This window comes from Streptomyces sp. NPDC046862 (genome assembly GCF_040704615.1).
GTDB lineage: Bacteria > Actinomycetota > Actinomycetes > Streptomycetales > Streptomycetaceae > Streptomyces.
Map to the genome: position 1 here is coordinate 72479 of NZ_JBEYXP010000019.1, position 13933 is coordinate 86411.

12 protein-coding genes are annotated in these 13933 nt (G+C 71.9%); 1 reads left to right on the plus strand and 11 read right to left on the minus strand.

Annotation, left to right across the window (positions count from 1 at the left end):
* Positions 1 to 92 precede the first annotated feature (92 nt).
* The 6 genes from AB0959_RS22135 to AB0959_RS22160 all read right to left on the minus strand — a co-directional run bounded on the left by AB0959_RS22135 (position 93) and on the right by AB0959_RS22160 (position 8346).
* Positions 93 to 1070: an ABC transporter substrate-binding protein gene (locus AB0959_RS22135; RefSeq protein WP_366828150.1), complete on the minus strand. Its 978-nt coding sequence runs from the start codon at positions 1068 to 1070 to the stop codon at positions 93 to 95.
* 1 nt (position 1071) lies between these two features.
* Positions 1072 to 3030 carry an ABC transporter permease subunit gene (locus AB0959_RS22140; protein WP_366828151.1) on the minus strand — a complete coding sequence of 653 codons (1959 nt, stop codon included), beginning with the start codon at positions 3028 to 3030 and terminating at the stop codon, positions 1072 to 1074.
* Positions 3030 to 4226, minus strand: a complete 1197-nt coding sequence (locus tag AB0959_RS22145) for a glycine betaine/L-proline ABC transporter ATP-binding protein (protein ID WP_366828153.1) — start codon at positions 4224 to 4226, stop codon at positions 3030 to 3032. Before AB0959_RS22145 ends, AB0959_RS22140 begins: the two co-directional genes overlap by 1 nt.
* The gene (locus AB0959_RS22150) at positions 4226 to 5779 is read right to left on the minus strand and encodes a GMC oxidoreductase (protein ID WP_366828154.1); all 1554 of its coding nucleotides are present in this window, start codon (positions 5777 to 5779) and stop codon (positions 4226 to 4228) included. Before AB0959_RS22150 ends, AB0959_RS22145 begins: the two co-directional genes overlap by 1 nt.
* A gap of 147 nt (positions 5780 to 5926) precedes the next feature.
* Positions 5927 to 7438: an aldehyde dehydrogenase family protein gene (locus AB0959_RS22155; RefSeq protein ID WP_366828155.1), complete on the minus strand. Its 1512-nt coding sequence runs from the start codon at positions 7436 to 7438 to the stop codon at positions 5927 to 5929.
* 254 nt (positions 7439 to 7692) lie between these two features.
* Positions 7693 to 8346, minus strand: a complete 654-nt coding sequence (locus AB0959_RS22160) for a hypothetical protein (protein ID WP_366828156.1) — start codon at positions 8344 to 8346, stop codon at positions 7693 to 7695.
* A gap of 10 nt (positions 8347 to 8356) precedes the next feature.
* Between AB0959_RS22160 and AB0959_RS22165 the strand changes: the two genes are divergently transcribed.
* On the plus strand, positions 8357 to 8560 hold the full coding sequence (locus AB0959_RS22165; RefSeq protein WP_366828157.1) for a hypothetical protein: 204 nt from the start codon (positions 8357 to 8359) through the stop codon (positions 8558 to 8560).
* Between the two features lie 522 nt (positions 8561 to 9082).
* On the opposite strand, the gene AB0959_RS22170 is transcribed toward AB0959_RS22165, so the two are convergent.
* From AB0959_RS22170 to AB0959_RS22190, 5 genes are all read right to left on the minus strand, one after another.
* Positions 9083 to 9436 carry a hypothetical protein gene (locus AB0959_RS22170; protein ID WP_366828158.1) on the minus strand — a complete coding sequence of 118 codons (354 nt, stop codon included), beginning with the start codon at positions 9434 to 9436 and terminating at the stop codon, positions 9083 to 9085.
* Positions 9423 to 11204, minus strand: a complete 1782-nt coding sequence (locus AB0959_RS22175; RefSeq protein ID WP_366828159.1) for a hypothetical protein — start codon at positions 11202 to 11204, stop codon at positions 9423 to 9425. The genes AB0959_RS22170 and AB0959_RS22175 overlap by 14 nt, the downstream gene beginning before the upstream one ends.
* A 215-nt stretch (positions 11205 to 11419) precedes the next feature.
* Positions 11420 to 11992 carry an NUDIX domain-containing protein gene (locus AB0959_RS22180; protein ID WP_366828160.1) on the minus strand — a complete coding sequence of 191 codons (573 nt, stop codon included), beginning with the start codon at positions 11990 to 11992 and terminating at the stop codon, positions 11420 to 11422.
* A 4-nt stretch (positions 11993 to 11996) separates the two neighbouring features.
* The gene (locus tag AB0959_RS22185; RefSeq protein WP_366828161.1) at positions 11997 to 12332 is read right to left on the minus strand and encodes a hypothetical protein; all 336 of its coding nucleotides are present in this window, start codon (positions 12330 to 12332) and stop codon (positions 11997 to 11999) included.
* Between the two features lie 185 nt (positions 12333 to 12517).
* Complete coding sequence (locus AB0959_RS22190) at positions 12518 to 13507, minus strand: malate dehydrogenase (protein ID WP_366828162.1); 990 nt, start codon at positions 13505 to 13507, stop codon at positions 12518 to 12520.
* Positions 13508 to 13933: the final 426 nt, after the last annotated feature.

A 13933-nucleotide genomic window follows, 5' to 3' on the forward strand; every position in this document is an offset into this window, starting at 1 on the left:
TCCGCCCCGCCGGCTCCCGACCGGCGGGGCGGAGCCCCGTGCGGGGCCTCGCAGCTCAACCACGGCGTGTTCCGCCTCGACCTACACCTCGCCTAGCGGGGCAGCCACGCCCTCCACGTGGACTCGTGGCTGTCCACCCACTTCTTCGCCGCCTCCTCCGGCGTGAGCTTCTGGTCGGCGATCATCAGGGAGACCTGGTCCTGGTCCTCGGTGGTCCACTTGAAGTTCTTCAGCAGGGCCGCCGCCTTGCCGCCGGACCGCGCGAAGTCGGCGTTCAGGTACTTCTGGAGGGGCGTGTGCGGGTAGGCGCACGCGACCTTGTCGGGGTCGGCGTCGCAGCCCTCCTTGTACGGCGGGAGCTTCACCTCGGTCATCGGCACCTTCTTGAAGAGCCACTGGGGTGAGTACCAGTAGGTCAGGAAGGGCTTCTTCTCCTTGGCGAACTGCCGCATCTGGGTGATCTGCGCGGCCTCCGAGCCGGCGAACACCACCTGGAAGTCCAGGTCGAGGTTCTTCACCAGCGCCTTGTCGTTGGTGACGTAGGACGGGGAGCCGTCCAAAAGCTGGCCCTTGCTGCCGCTCTCGGCGGTGCGGAAGTCCTCGGCGTACTTGTTGAGGTTCTTCCAGTTCGTGACGTCCGGGTGCTGCTTGGCGAAGTACGTCGGCACGAACCAGCCGATGTGCCCGGTCACCCCGAGCTCACCGCCAGGGGCGATCGTCTTCTTGTCCTTGACGTACAGCTGCTCCTGCTCGGGGTGGCCCCAGTCCTCCATGATCGCGTCGACGCGGCCCTGGCTGAGCGCGTCCCACGCGGGGACCTCGTCGACCTGGACGGTGTCCACGCGGTAGCCCAGCTTGTGTTCGAGCAGGTACTGGGCGACGGCCACGTTCGCCTGCGCGCCCACCCAGGACTGCACGGACAGGGTCACCGTCTTCGAGCCCTGGGCGTTCGCGAAGGGCGAGGCCTGCTTGGTCATGTCGGCGGCGCCGCAGCCGGTGAGCAGCAGAAGGGCCGCCACGCCGGCCACGGCAGATGTCGTACGCGTACGGCGGAAAGCAGAGGTCCGCATGTCAGGCTCCCTTCCCCACGCGGCGGCGTTCCGTCGGCTGCGTCACCCGGTCCAGCACGAGGCCGAGGCAGACGATCGCGACGCCGGCCACGAGACCGGTCGCCAGGTCGCCCTGGGCGAGGCCGAAGACGACGTCGTAGCCGAGCGCGCCGCCGCCGACCAGACCGCCGATGATGACGACGGCGAGGACGAGGACGACTCCCTGGTTGAGGGCGAGCAGCAGCGCCGGGCGGGCGAGCGGGAGCTGGACCTGGCGGAGCTGCTGTCCGCTGCTCGCGCCGAGCGAGCGCGCCGACTCCAGCGCGGCCGGGTCGACCTGACGCAGCCCCTGCGTGGTGATGCGGACGACGGCGGGCAGGGCGTAGACCACGGCGGCGGCGACGGCGGGCGCGCGGCCCACACCGAACAGGGCCACCACCGGGATCAGGTACACGAACTGCGGCATCGTCTGGAACACGTCCAGGACCGGGCGCAGCAGCCGCTCCACCCGGTCACTGCGGGCGGCCGCGATGCCGGTGGCGAAGCCCAGGACGAGGGTGACCGCGACGGCGGCCAGCACCTGCGCCAGCGTGTCCAGCGACGGCTCCCACACGCCGAGCACACCGATCGCGGCCATGGCGAGGACGGCGGTGAGCGCGGTCTGCCAGGTGCCGATCAGCCAGGCCAGGGTGGCCACGATGAGCAGCACGGACCACCAGGGCAGCCCCTGCAGGCCCGAGCGCAGCGGGTCGAGCACCCAGGTGGTGAAGTGGCCCGCCCAGTCGGCGGTGCCGCCGATGTAGGGGACGCCCGAGTAGAGGTGGGCGGTCATCCAGTCGACGGCCCGGTTCACGGGCTCGGCGATGTTCACCTCCCAGGCCTCGGGCCAGTCGAGACGCCCGGCGAGGCGCGCGGCGACCGCGACGGCCACGGCGACGACGGCCGCGCCGCCCCAGCGCAGGTAGCGCGACGACGTGGACTCCTCGGACTCCCCGTGTCCGTCGCCCGCCGCGGCGGTGACCCGGTCGAGGACGACCGCGAGCAGCACGATCGGGATGCCGGCGGCCAGTGCGGCGCCGACGTCGACCGACGCGAGCGCCTGGTAGACGCGGTCACCGAGGCCGCCCGCGCCGATGACGGACGCGATGACGGCCATGGACAGCGCCATCATGATCGTCTGGTTGAGGCCGAGGAGCAGTTCCTTGCGGGCCAGCGGCAGCCGGGCGGTCACCAGGCGCTGGCGCGCGGTGGTGCCCATGGACTCGACGGCCTCCAGCACGCCCTGGTCGGCGCCGCGCAGCCCGAGCGCGGTGAGCCGGGCCATGGGCGGCGCCGCGTAGACGACGGTGGCGAGCACGGCCGCGGGCACGCCGATGCCGAACACCAGCACGACCGGCAGCAGGTACGCGAACGCCGGGAGCACCTGCATGGTGTCCAGGACGGGCCGCAGGGCGCGGTACGTGCGGTCCGACAGCCCGGCCGCGAGACCCAGCAGCGCGCCGAGGAGGACCGACGCGAGGACGGCGACCACCATGAGCGCCAGTGTCTGCATGGTGGGCACCCACATGCCGAGCAGCCCGCAGGCGAGGAACGCCACGCCCGTGCCGAGCGCCAGCTTCAGGCCCGCCACGCGCCAGGCGATCAGCGCGGCCGCCGCGGTCACGCCCGCCCAGCCGGCCGCGAGCAGCACCAGGTAGACGGCGCGCACGGAGAGCACGACGGCGTTGCTGATGTGCCCGAAGAAGTAGAGGAACAGCGGGTGGCTGTCCCGGTTGTTGATGACCCAGTCGCTGGCCTTGCCGAGCGGTTCGGACAGGTCGACGGTCAGCGCGTGGGGCCAGCTGCCGCTGGCCCAGCGGGCGTTGACGACGGGCACGAGGACGGCCGCCGCCAGCGCGATCAGGATGAGCTTGGCCAGGGCGCGGTGCTTGAGGAGCCCGGGCAGGCCGGTGCGGACGGTGGGTGCGGTGACGGTGGCCATCACACCACCTCCTCGCCGGCGTCGGCCTTGGCATCGGCCTTGGCGTCGGCCTTGGCATCGGGTTCGGAGTCGGCCTTGCCGCGGGTGGCCTGGGCGGGGACGCCGGACGCCGGCTTCGGGGCGGTACCCCCGGTCGTGCCCGCGACCACCCCGAGGAGCGTGTCGGAGTCGACCACGCCGAGGCAGCGGCCGTCGTCCACGACCCGCGCGGGGGTGCCGGTGCGGGCCACCGCCTCGATGGCCTCCGAGACGGTCACGTCGGGTGAGACGGCCGGACCCCGCCCCGCCTCCTCGGCGGACGCGGGCGGCCGCATCGCGGTGCGTACGGTCATGACCTGCTGGCGGGGCACCTCGCGCACGAAGTCCCGGACGTAGTCGTCGGCGGGCGAGCCGACGATCTCCTCGGGGGTGCCGAGCTGCACGACCTGCCCGTCGCGCATGAGGGCGATGCGGTCGCCCAGCTTGAGCGCCTCGTTCAGGTCGTGGGTGATGAAGACCATCGTGCGGCCCTCCTCACGGTGCAGCCGCACGACCTCCTCCTGCATGTCGCGCCGGATCAGCGGGTCGAGCGCGCTGAACGGCTCGTCGAACAGCAGCACCTCGGGGTCGACGGCGAGCGCCCGGGCGAGCCCCACGCGCTGCTGCTGGCCGCCGGAGAGCTGGCTGGGCCTGCGCTGTTCCATGCCCTCCAGGCCGACCTTGGCGACGACCTCGCGGGCCCGGGAGCGGCGCTCGGACTTGCCGACGCCCTGGATCTCCAGGCCGTACGCCACGTTGTCGAGGACGGAGCGGTGCGGCAGCAGCCCGAAGTGCTGGAAGACCATCGACGCGCGGTGGCGCCGCAGCTCGCGCAGCCGTGTCTTGTCCATGCCGAGGACGTCCTCGCCGTCGATGGCGATGCTGCCGGAGGTCGGCTCGATCAGCCGGGTGAGGCAGCGCACCAGCGTGGACTTGCCCGAGCCCGACAGCCCCATGACGACGAAGACCTCGCCCTTGCGCACATCGAAGCTCACGTCCCGGACGGCGGCCGTGCAGCCGGTGCGGGAGCGCAGTTCGGCGGGCGGGAGCTCGGTGAGCTCGGGGTCGGCGGGCACGCGGTCGGCCTTCGGCCCGAAGACCTTCCACAGGTTCTCGACCGAGAAGACGGGGGTGTCGACGGCGGTGTCCGTGGCGGTGGGAGTGGTGAGCGTGCTCATCAGGCGGCACCTCCGGTCGTACCGGTGGCACCGACGAGGTCGGCGCACTTCTCCCCGACCATCAGCACCCCGATCATCGGGTTCACGGCGGTCATCGTCGGGAAGACGGACGCGTCGGCTATGCGGATGCCGTCGAGCCCGCGGATCCTGAGTTCCGGATCGACGACGGCGAGTGGATCGTCGGGTGCGCCCATCCGGCACGTGCCCGCCGGGTGGTACACGGTGTGTGCGACCTTCCGGGCGTACTCGCTGAGCTCCTCGTCACCGGTGACGTCCGGCCCCGGGCACACCTCGCGCCCGAGCCAGCCGGCCAGCGGCTCGGTCTTGGCTATCTCGCGGGCGATGCGGATGCCGTCGACGAGGGTGCGGCCGTCGTAGTCCTCCTCGTCGGTGAAGTACCGGAAGTCGAGGGCGGGCTTCTCGGCCGGGTCGGCGCTGGTCAGGTACAGCCGGCCGCGGCTCTTCGGCTTGGGGATGTTGGGGGTCATCGAGACGCCGTGCTCGGGCCGTTCGTAGCCGAGGCGCTCGGGGTTGTCCGTGAACGGGACCTGGTAGAAGTGGAACATCAGGTCGGGGCCCGCGTGTGAGGGGTCGCGGCGCACGAACAGGCCGGCGTCGCTGTCCATCGCGGAGTTCTCCGGGATCGGCCCGTTGGTCTCCCACACGATCACCGACTCCGGGTGGTCGAGCAGGTTCTCGCCGACGCCGGGCAGGTCGAGGGCGACGGGGATGCCGAGCGCCTCCAGGTCCGCGCGCGGTCCGACGCCCGAGTGGAGCAGCAGCCGGGGAGTGTCGACGGCACCCGCGCACAGCAGGACCTCGCGCCGGGCCCGTACGAGGATCTCCTCGCCGTCCTTGGTGCGCACGTGCACGCCCTCGGCGCGCGATCCGTCGAGCTCCAGCTTGTACGCCCAGGTCTCCAGGAAGATGCTCAGGTTGGCGCGCTCGTCCATGACCGGGTGCAGATACGCGACCGACGCGCTGGAACGCTTGTTGTTCTCGGGGTGGTAGGCGAGGTCGAAGAAGCCGGCGCCGTCGTTGAAGGGCTTCTTGTTGAAGCCCTCGACGTGGGGCACGCCCAGGGCTTTCTGGGAGGCGTCCACGAAGTCGCGGGCGATGGCGTTCCGGTCCTTCTCGTCGACCGGGACGATGTTGTTCTTCAGCCGCGCGTAGTACGCCTCCATCGGCACCGAGCCCCAGCCCTTGGCGCCCGACTCCTCCCACTCGTCCCAGTCGGAGGGCAGCGGCTTGAACGCGATCAGCGTGTTGTGGCTGGAACAGCCGCCGAGGACGCGGGCGCGGCTGTGCCGGATGTGGGAGTTGCCGCGTGGCTGCTCGGTCGTGGGGTAGTCGTAGTCGAGGTCGCCGCCGAGCAGGCCCATCCAGCGGCGCAGGGTGAGCACGTCGTCGCGGCCGACGTCGCTCGGGCCGCCCTCGATGACGGCGACCGTCACGTCGGGGTTCTCGGTGAGGCGGGCGGCGATGACGGAGCCCGCGGTGCCGCCGCCGATGACGACGTAGTCGTAGGTGTCCGGATGCGTGTCTTGGTGCATGGGGGTGCTCCAGGAAGGGGAGGTGATCGGACCGGGAGGGGCGGTCTGGTCGGTCAGGTCAGTCAGATCGGTCAGGTCGGTCTCGGGGAGGGCGGCGGGGCTGCCTCCGGCGAGCGCGTGGTCCGCCGAGCTGCGCCCCGCGGAGGTTCAGCCCGCGAACCACCGCACCGGCTTCGGCGCCAGGTTCTGGTAGACGTGCTTGGTCTCGCGGTACTCGGCGAGGCCGCTGGGCCCCAGTTCGCGCCCCACTCCGCTCTTGCCGAAACCGCCCCACTCGGCCTGCGGGAGGTAGGGGTGGAAGTCGTTGATCCAGACGGTGCCGTGCCGCAGCCGCCCGGCCACGCGCCGCGCCCGCCCGGCGTCGGCGGTCCAGACGGCGCCCGCGAGCCCGTACTCGGTGTCGTTCGCGAGTGCGACGGCCTCGTCCTCGGTGCGGAAGGTCTCGACCGTCAGCACCGGCCCGAAGACCTCCTCGCGCACGACCCGCATCTCGCGGTGGCAGCGGTCGAGGACGGTCGGCTCGTAGAAGTACCCGGTGGCGGGCAGCGTGTCGCTCGGCGTGGGCCGCTTGCCGCCCGTCCGCAGCACCGCGCCCTCGGCGAGCGCGGAGGCGACGTACGCCTCGGTCTTCTCCCGCTGCTGCTCGGACACCAGCGGCCCGCACTCGACGCCGTCCTCGGTGCCACGCCCGAGCCGGATGCGCTCCGCCCGGCGGGCCAGCTCGTTGACGAACCGCTCGCGCACGGACTCCTCGATGATCAGCCGTCCGCCGGCCGAGCAGACCTGGCCGCTGTGGATGAAGGCGGCGTTGAGGGCCTGGTCGACGGCGGTGTCGAAGCCCTCGTCCGTCGCGCAGGCGTCCGCGAAGACGACGTTCGGGTTCTTCCCGCCCAGCTCCAGGGCGACCTTCTTGACGGTGACGGCGGCGGCCTGCGCGACCTTCGTGCCGCTGACGAGTCCGCCGGTGAACGACACGAGGTCGACGTCCGGATGCTCGGCGAGCCTCGCCCCGACCGAGTGCCCCGGCCCGGTCACGATGTTGGCGACACCGGCCGGCAGCCCGGCCTCGGCGAGCAGTCCGACGAGTGCGACGGTGGTCAGCGGCGTGATCTCGCTCGGCTTGACGACGAAGGTGTTCCCGGCGGCGAGCGCGGGCGCGATCTTCCAGCTGGCCTGGAGGAGCGGGTAGTTCCAGGGCGTGATCAGCGCACACACGCCGACGGGCTCGTGCACGACGACGCTGTGGATGTCGGCGTCGCCCGCGTCGACGACACGACCGCCGCCCTCGCCGGCGACCAGGTCGGCGAAGTACCGGAAGGCGTCCGCGACACAGTCGATGTCGACGCGTCCCTCCTCCACGGTCTTACCGGCGTCACGGCTCTCCAGCCGCCCGAGGGATTCGCGGTCGCGCACGAGGAAATCGGCGACACGGCGGAGCAGGGCGGCCCGCTCGGCCACGGGCGTACGGGCCCACGTGCCCTCGTCGAAAGCACGCCGGGCGGCGGCGACGGCGGCGTCCGTGTCCCGCTCGTCACCCTCCGCGACCACAGTGAACGGCTTGGCGTCCGCCGGGTCGAGGATCTCGCGCGTGGCGCCGGAGGCCGCTTCCAGCCACTCGCCGCCGATATGGATGGTGCGCTGCGCCTGCTGTCCTGCCATGTTCGGTGTTGCCTTCCGTTCCAGGTCGATGCCCCTGTGTCACAGCGTTGTGACTCTCGGGGGCCGTGAGCGCCTGCCCCCGCCCCTGGAATGCATGCGCGATCCGTGGCCGAAAGTGCGCCGCGTCACTGAACATGCGGAAAAAGGTCGCGAATCGGAAGGGTGTGCGACGGCACGGTCACGCCACGGTGCGTGACCGTGAACCGTCGGGATCACGGAGTTACGGGGTCACGGGGTCAGCCGACGCCACGGGCTCAGCCGGCGCAGGTGCCGCCCGGCGGGCAGAACCAGCCCACCGCCGTGTCCGCCATCTCGACCTCGTCGCTGCGGCCGTCGTCGTCGCGGCCGTACACGGCCACCGCGTAGAGGGCGCCGTCCGAGGCCGCGAAGCGCGTGTCGACGACATGCCAGGTGCCGACGTCGGGCTCGCCCCGTATCGAGTCGACCGTGTACTCCAGCCGCTCCCCCACGAAGTCGCCGTCGCTCAGGTCCTCACGGCCGAGCTGCCGGAAGCTGTCGGCCTTCGGGGTGTCGGGCGACAGGAACAGGTCGAACGACTCCTGCGGGGTCGCCTCGGCCACCGCGAACACCTGGATCCGCTGCTCGCGGTCCGGGCTGCGGAAGTTGACGACGTCCATGCCGTACTTCGAGGGCACGCTGTCCCGATCCCAGCCGTCGGGCACGGCCGCCCGGAACCCCTCCGGATCGTCGAACGAGTCGTATCCCGAGGGGAGCCCGGCCGCGGTCAGGGACGGCGAGGAGCTCTCCTCCGTGGCTTCCCCGGTGGGCGACTCCGACGTGGACGTGGACGTGTCCGTGGGGTCCGTCGGGTCCGTGGGGGCCACGGACTCGGCCGCCTTGTTGTCCCGCCCGTCGTCGTCCCCGTCACCGCCCATCTGCGTCAGCACCAGCCCCACGGTGACCCCGACCACGGCGGCCCCGGCCACCACCGCGGCCCACACACGCCGCCGGTCGGGCCGGCCCGCCGCCGGAGCCGACGGCACGCCGGCGGGAGGCCAGGAAGGACCGGACGGCCAGGGCGCCGGAGGCGGGGAGGGCGGCAGGGGCCCGGAGGGCGGCTGGGAGGCCGAGGGATGCGGCGGGCTCCCCGACGGCTCGTAGGGCGACGGGGTCCCGGTCGGCTCGTAGGGCGACGGGGTCCCGGTCGGCCCGTAGGGCCAAGGGGTCCCGGCCGGCCCGGAGGACCAAGCGGCCCCTGCCGGACCGGAGGGCGACGGATCCCCCATGGGTTCGGAAGATCGCGGGTTTCCGGCCGACCCGGAGGCAGGCGAAGTCCCGGCCGAGCCGGAGAAAGGCGAGTTCCCGGCCGACCCGGAGGCGGGCGGGCTCCCGGCCGATCCGGAAGACGGCGGGGTCCCCATCGGCCCGGAGGCCGGCGGGGCCCCAGTCGGCCCGGAAGTGGACGCAGTCCCCGTCGGGCCGGAGGCGGGCGGGGTTCCCGCCGGCTCAGAGGCCCCCGGGGGCAGGACCCCTTCGTCGCCGTCCCGCGCGTCGACCACCGTCGGTTCGTGATCCGGGCGGCCCGGTGGTGGCGGGGTGGCGTGGGCCGTCTCCTGGGTGCCGTCCTCCCAGCGCTGGGTCTCCTCGTTCCAGTACCGCTGTCCCCCGCTCATCGTGTCCCCCTCACATGCCCAGCAGTCCGGCCACGGCCCCGGCCGAGGCGATCAGGCTCACCAGGGCCTCGGAGTCCGTGAGCAGCTGGCGCAGCCGCTGCAGTCTGCCCGTGCCGACGGTGCCGGTACGGGTGATCTCGTCCTCGGTGTCGGCCAGCTCGGCGTCCAGCTCGCCGGTCCGCTCGTCCGCCCTCACCCGGGTCAGGTCGGCGCGCAGTTCGCGTACCGCCTTCAGCAGTTCCTGGGCGGCGGCGTCGTGCGGGCCGCCGGTGCCGTGGTGGCTCTCGGCGTGCGCGTGGCTGCCGATGGCGAAGGTGCTGTGCGAGACGTCGCCGATGCTGACGGTCGGCTCATCCGTTGCCATCGCTGTCGGTTCCCTTCTGCTGCTGCGGCACGGAGCCGTCGGTTGTCGTGGAGGACGAGGCGCGGGCGTGGGAACCGACGGCGAACGTGCTGTCCGCGACGGAGTCGATGTGCACGCCACCGCCGCTGATGTTGACCACCTTCTGCACGAACTCGCCCGTCTGGTAGCCGTGTTCGGCCAGCGCCGTACGCACCCCGTTCGCGATGCGGTCCTGCACGCTCCGGAGGTAGCGGTCGACGTCCATCCGCTGGAAGAGCGACCCGGACCGCGCCGCGCCCAGCTCCCGGACCGACATCGCGGGGCCGTCGGGCAGCGCGTTGCCGTAACCGCCGGTGAGCAGCTGCCAGCCGTAGCCCGCGCCCTGGAACAGGGTGACCAGGGAGCGGATGGCCGAGCTGGGCACCTGGCCCACGGCCCAGGTGGCCTTGCCGAACGTGCTGTTGCTGCGGAACCGGTGGGCCGTGCGGTCGGCGTCCTTGAAGTCCGCGCGGATCGGCTGCAGGACGTGCGGGGCGATCTCCAGCATCAGCATGCGGCCCTGGGTGTGGATCCGGACGTAGACGGTGACGACCAGTTCCTCCTCCCAGCCGCCCACGCGGACGCGCAGGAAGTGCCGCCGCTTCTCGGCGCCCTCCTCCACCGCGCGGGACCGGTGCTCCTCGAACGCCTCCTGGTTGTACGGGGCGTCCTCGCGCCGGCCGAGCCCCTCGGCGGGCAGGAACACGCACTCGTCGATCTCCAGCCAGCGCAGCCGGTCGCGCACGGTGTGGCCGGCGTACTCCGAGGGCAGCCGCAGGCCTTCGAGCAGCGGGCGGACGGAGTCCAGGATCGTCCGGTTGCTCATCGGCCGGACCTTCTTCATGCCGTCGGGCCGCAGCTCGACGGCGAGCACCCAGGTGTCGTAGTCGGCACCGGACCCGCAGAACGGGCGTACCTCGTGGTACATGATCAGCGGTGCGCGCTGCTCCAGCCGGATGCGCTCCTTCAGCCGCTGGAACCGCCTGCTCTCCGTGTTCTCCGCCGGGTCGGAGGCCGCGTCCGGGAACCGCTCCGGGGACAGCTCGCCACCGAGGGCCCGCGCGAACTGGCTGCGCTGGGCGCCCGTACACAGGGCGACGCCCACGAAGAGCACCAGCGCGAGCCAGGCCTGGAGCGCCTTGACCTGGGCGTCGCCGCCGAACATCTGCGACAGGGCGGGCAGGAGTTCCTTGAGGAAGTCCCAGAAGCCCGAGCCGTCGTCGTAGGAGTACGACGTGCAGGAGCCGTAGGAGTCGTACGAGTCGCAGGAGGGGCTCGACGAGGAGTCGTCGGATCCGGAGAACGCGAAGACGACCGTGGCGACCAGGAACAGGCCGAACACGATCCGGCCCAGCCAGCGGACGACGAACGCGGCGACGCGCCGCGGGAGCGGCGGGCGGTCGTCGTCGCCGCGGATCGAGGTGCCCATCGCCAGCAGGACGCTGGGCACGAGGTAGCCCGCGAGCAGGAAGTCGGTCACGAGCAGGCCCACCACCCACAGGCCCACGATCGCTCCGGCCCAGGCCAGTTCCAGGCGCCGGGCCCGCAGGGCGTGCGCGAGGACGCGGGCGGCGTCGAAGCCGAGCGAGGGCGCCACGAGCCGCTGGTCGTTGAGGTCGAGCTCCTCGATGACCCGGTCCCGGTAGACGGGGTCGAGATAGGCGCCGGCGCACAGCAGACGGCTGGCCTCGCTGGCGTGGGGCGGGGTGGGCGGCGGGGCCGCCGGTGTCGATGGCGCCGCGGGTGTCATGGGCGCTGAGGGCGTCGCGGGTGTTGTCGTTGTTGCTGTGGTTGCTGTGGTTGCTGTGGTTGCCGTGGTTGGCGGCTGTGACTGCGGTGGCACGCTGGCGGTACTCACACCGTCTCCCCCGATGTGTGAACTGACGTGGGCTTCACGTCAAGTGAGAAACCATCAGCATAGAGCGACGAAAGGAACTGCGGAATCCATCGCGCACGGCTGCACGATCACCGCACAGATGCACCCTGCCCGCTCCCCTTGTCCAGGTACCGGCGAAGCGCCTCCCTTCCGTCACTGACGAACGTCCGGCGCCGTGCCATCACCTGGAGTTCGGGTTCGGTGAGCCAGCCGTACCAGGAGATCTCCGCCGGGTCCGGGGTGATCGGATCCCTGAGGACGGTCTCGTGCAGGCCGAGCCAGTACGGGCTGATCTCGCCGCGGCAGAGGTACTTGAACAGGAACCGGGGCACGTCGGGCACGACCCCCAGTTCCTCGGCGAGTTCACGGGCCGCCGCCCTCTCGTAGGTCTCACCGACGTCCACGGCGCCGCCGATGAGCCAGTTGTACTGGCCGGGGAAGCGGGACATGTCGTCCGCGCGGCGGTGGACGAGGATGCGGCCTTGCGGGTCGCGGCAGACCGTGGTCGCTACGCGGTGCGGCCAGTGGCGGGAGATCGCCTCGGCCCTGTCGACGACCCCCACCACGCGGTCCTGTTCGTCCACCCGCTCGATGAGTTCGGGGAGTTCGGGGAGTTCGGGGAGTTCGGGGAGTTCGGGGGATTCGCGCCGTCGAGTCGTCATGGCGCTAGTCCCGCGCGGAGGCAGCCGCCTTCGCCAGCTGGGTCGCGGCCAGCAGGCTGAGGCCCGGCTCCGCCTGCCGTAGCGCCTTGATGCCCGCCACGGAGTCGGGGGTGCCCTCGTATCCCGCCGCTGCCAGCCGCCCACGCACCCAGCGGGCGCGCAGGTCGTCGTCGTGCGCGGCAGCGGCCTGCTCGATGAGGGCGGCGGCCCGTTCCAGGCCGGGGCGTTCCTCCTCGCTCGCCTCGGCCAGGGCCTGGCGCAAGGCCGCGCCGATGGCGTCGGCGTCGCGCAGCACGAGGACGTTCAACTGGTCCTTCTTGCTTCCTAGTGATCCGAACATGCAGGTCATCCTGTTCGTCAGGCGCCCTGCGGCTCAAGCGACTTGAGGACGATCTGAGCCCGGAGCCGGCGTTCGCCGCGGTCGCGGACGCCGGCAGGCCCCGTCCGGGCCGAGCCGGGACGGGGCCTGCTGGTGTATGCCGTGGTGACCGGCGCCCTCCGTGGGGCGGATCAGCGGGGCGGGTCTCAGATGAGGCCGAGCGCGCGGACCGCCTCGCGCTCCTCCTCCAGCTCCTTGACGGAGGCGTCGATGCGGGCGCGGGAGAACTCGTTGATGTCCAGGCCCTGGACGATCTCGTACGTGCCGTCCTTCACGGTGACCGGGAAGGAGGAGATGAGGCCCTCGGCCACACCGTACGAACCGTCCGACGGGATGCCCATGGAGGCCCAGTCGCCCTCGGCGGTGCCGTTGACCCAGGTGTGGACGTGGTCGATCGCGGCGTTGGCGGCGGAGGCGGCCGAGGAGGCGCCGCGGGCCTCGATGATGGCGGCGCCGCGCTTGGCGACGGTCGGGATGAAGTCCTCGGCGAGCCACTTCTCGTCGTTCACGACCTCGGCGGCGTTCTTGCCGGCGACCGTGGCGTGGAAGATGTCCGGGTACTGGGTGGCGGAGTGGTTGCCCCAGATCGTCAGCTTCTTGATCTCGGAGACCGGGACGCCCGTCTTCTTCGACAGCTGCGTCAGCGCGCGGTTGTGGTCCAGGCGGGTCATCGCGGTGAAGCGCTCGGCCGGTACGTCCGGGGCGGCGGCCTGGGCGATCAGGGCGTTGGTGTTGGCCGGGTTGCCGACGACGAGGACCTTGATGTCGTCCGCGGCGTGGTCGTTGATGGCCTTGCCCTGGGGCTTGAAGATGCCGCCGTTGGCCTCCAGGAGGTCGCCGCGCTCCATGCCCTTGGTGCGGGGGCGGGCGCCGACGAGCAGGCCCACGTTCGCGCCGTCGAAGGCGACGTTCGGGTCGTCCGTGATGTCGATGCCCTGAAGGAGCGGGAAGGCGCAGTCGTCGAGCTCCATGGCGGTGCCCTCCGCGGCCTTCAGCGCCGGGGTGATCTCCAGCAGGCGCAGCTTGACCGGCACGTCCGCGCCGAGCAGCTGGCCGGAGGCGATGCGGAAGAGCAGGGCGTAACCGATCTGGCCGGCCGCGCCGGTGACGGTGACGTTCACGGGAGTGCGGGTCATGGCGTTCTCCGTATGACAGCTGGCGGTGGGGCGGTCCCTGCCCCTGGTGGGACGTACGAATGATCGATCTCTTGGCGTCAAGAGAGATCAGCCGTCAGGCTATCGCGCATCCGGGATCCCGGACGGGCGGGTCCGTGTGGCCCGTCCCACAGCGGTCGGGTTCCACATTAGAGCGCGCAGGCTGCAACGCGAAGGCCGGAACTCCAAGGCTGGAACGCCAAGGCTGGAAAAGGCGGCCGCCGTCCGGGAGAGGTGGACGAAGCGGCCGCCGTGTGGGGGTGCCGGGCCGGGAGCGGATGTCGATCTCCCGGGCGGCCGGACTCCCGTGGGGGTACTGTCCGCCTGCCCCGATGGGACGCGGACATTCCCCTTGTTCGGCAACTACTTTGGGTGGCGGGTGCGTCACGTTCGTCTCACACCCGTGGA

Excerpts from the sequence above, each read along its gene's own strand:
- AB0959_RS22135 (WP_366828150.1), bottom strand. The coding sequence starts at position 1,070 with ATGCGGACCTCTGCTTTCCGCCGTACGCGTACGACATCTGCCGTGGCC.
- AB0959_RS22140 (WP_366828151.1), bottom strand. The coding sequence starts at position 3,030 with ATGGCCACCGTCACCGCACCCACCGTCCGCACCGGCCTGCCCGGGCTC.
- AB0959_RS22145 (WP_366828153.1), bottom strand. The coding sequence starts at position 4,226 with ATGAGCACGCTCACCACTCCCACCGCCACGGACACCGCCGTCGACACC.
- AB0959_RS22150 (WP_366828154.1), bottom strand. The coding sequence starts at position 5,779 with ATGCACCAAGACACGCATCCGGACACCTACGACTACGTCGTCATCGGC.
- AB0959_RS22155 (WP_366828155.1), bottom strand. The coding sequence starts at position 7,438 with ATGGCAGGACAGCAGGCGCAGCGCACCATCCATATCGGCGGCGAGTGG.
- AB0959_RS22170 (WP_366828158.1), bottom strand. The coding sequence starts at position 9,436 with ATGGCAACGGATGAGCCGACCGTCAGCATCGGCGACGTCTCGCACAGC.
- AB0959_RS22175 (WP_366828159.1), bottom strand. The coding sequence starts at position 11,204 with ATGACACCCGCGGCGCCATCGACACCGGCGGCCCCGCCGCCCACCCCG.
- AB0959_RS22180 (WP_366828160.1), bottom strand. The coding sequence starts at position 11,992 with ATGACGACTCGACGGCGCGAATCCCCCGAACTCCCCGAACTCCCCGAA.
- AB0959_RS22185 (WP_366828161.1), bottom strand. The coding sequence starts at position 12,332 with ATGTTCGGATCACTAGGAAGCAAGAAGGACCAGTTGAACGTCCTCGTG.
- AB0959_RS22190 (WP_366828162.1), bottom strand. The coding sequence starts at position 13,507 with ATGACCCGCACTCCCGTGAACGTCACCGTCACCGGCGCGGCCGGCCAG.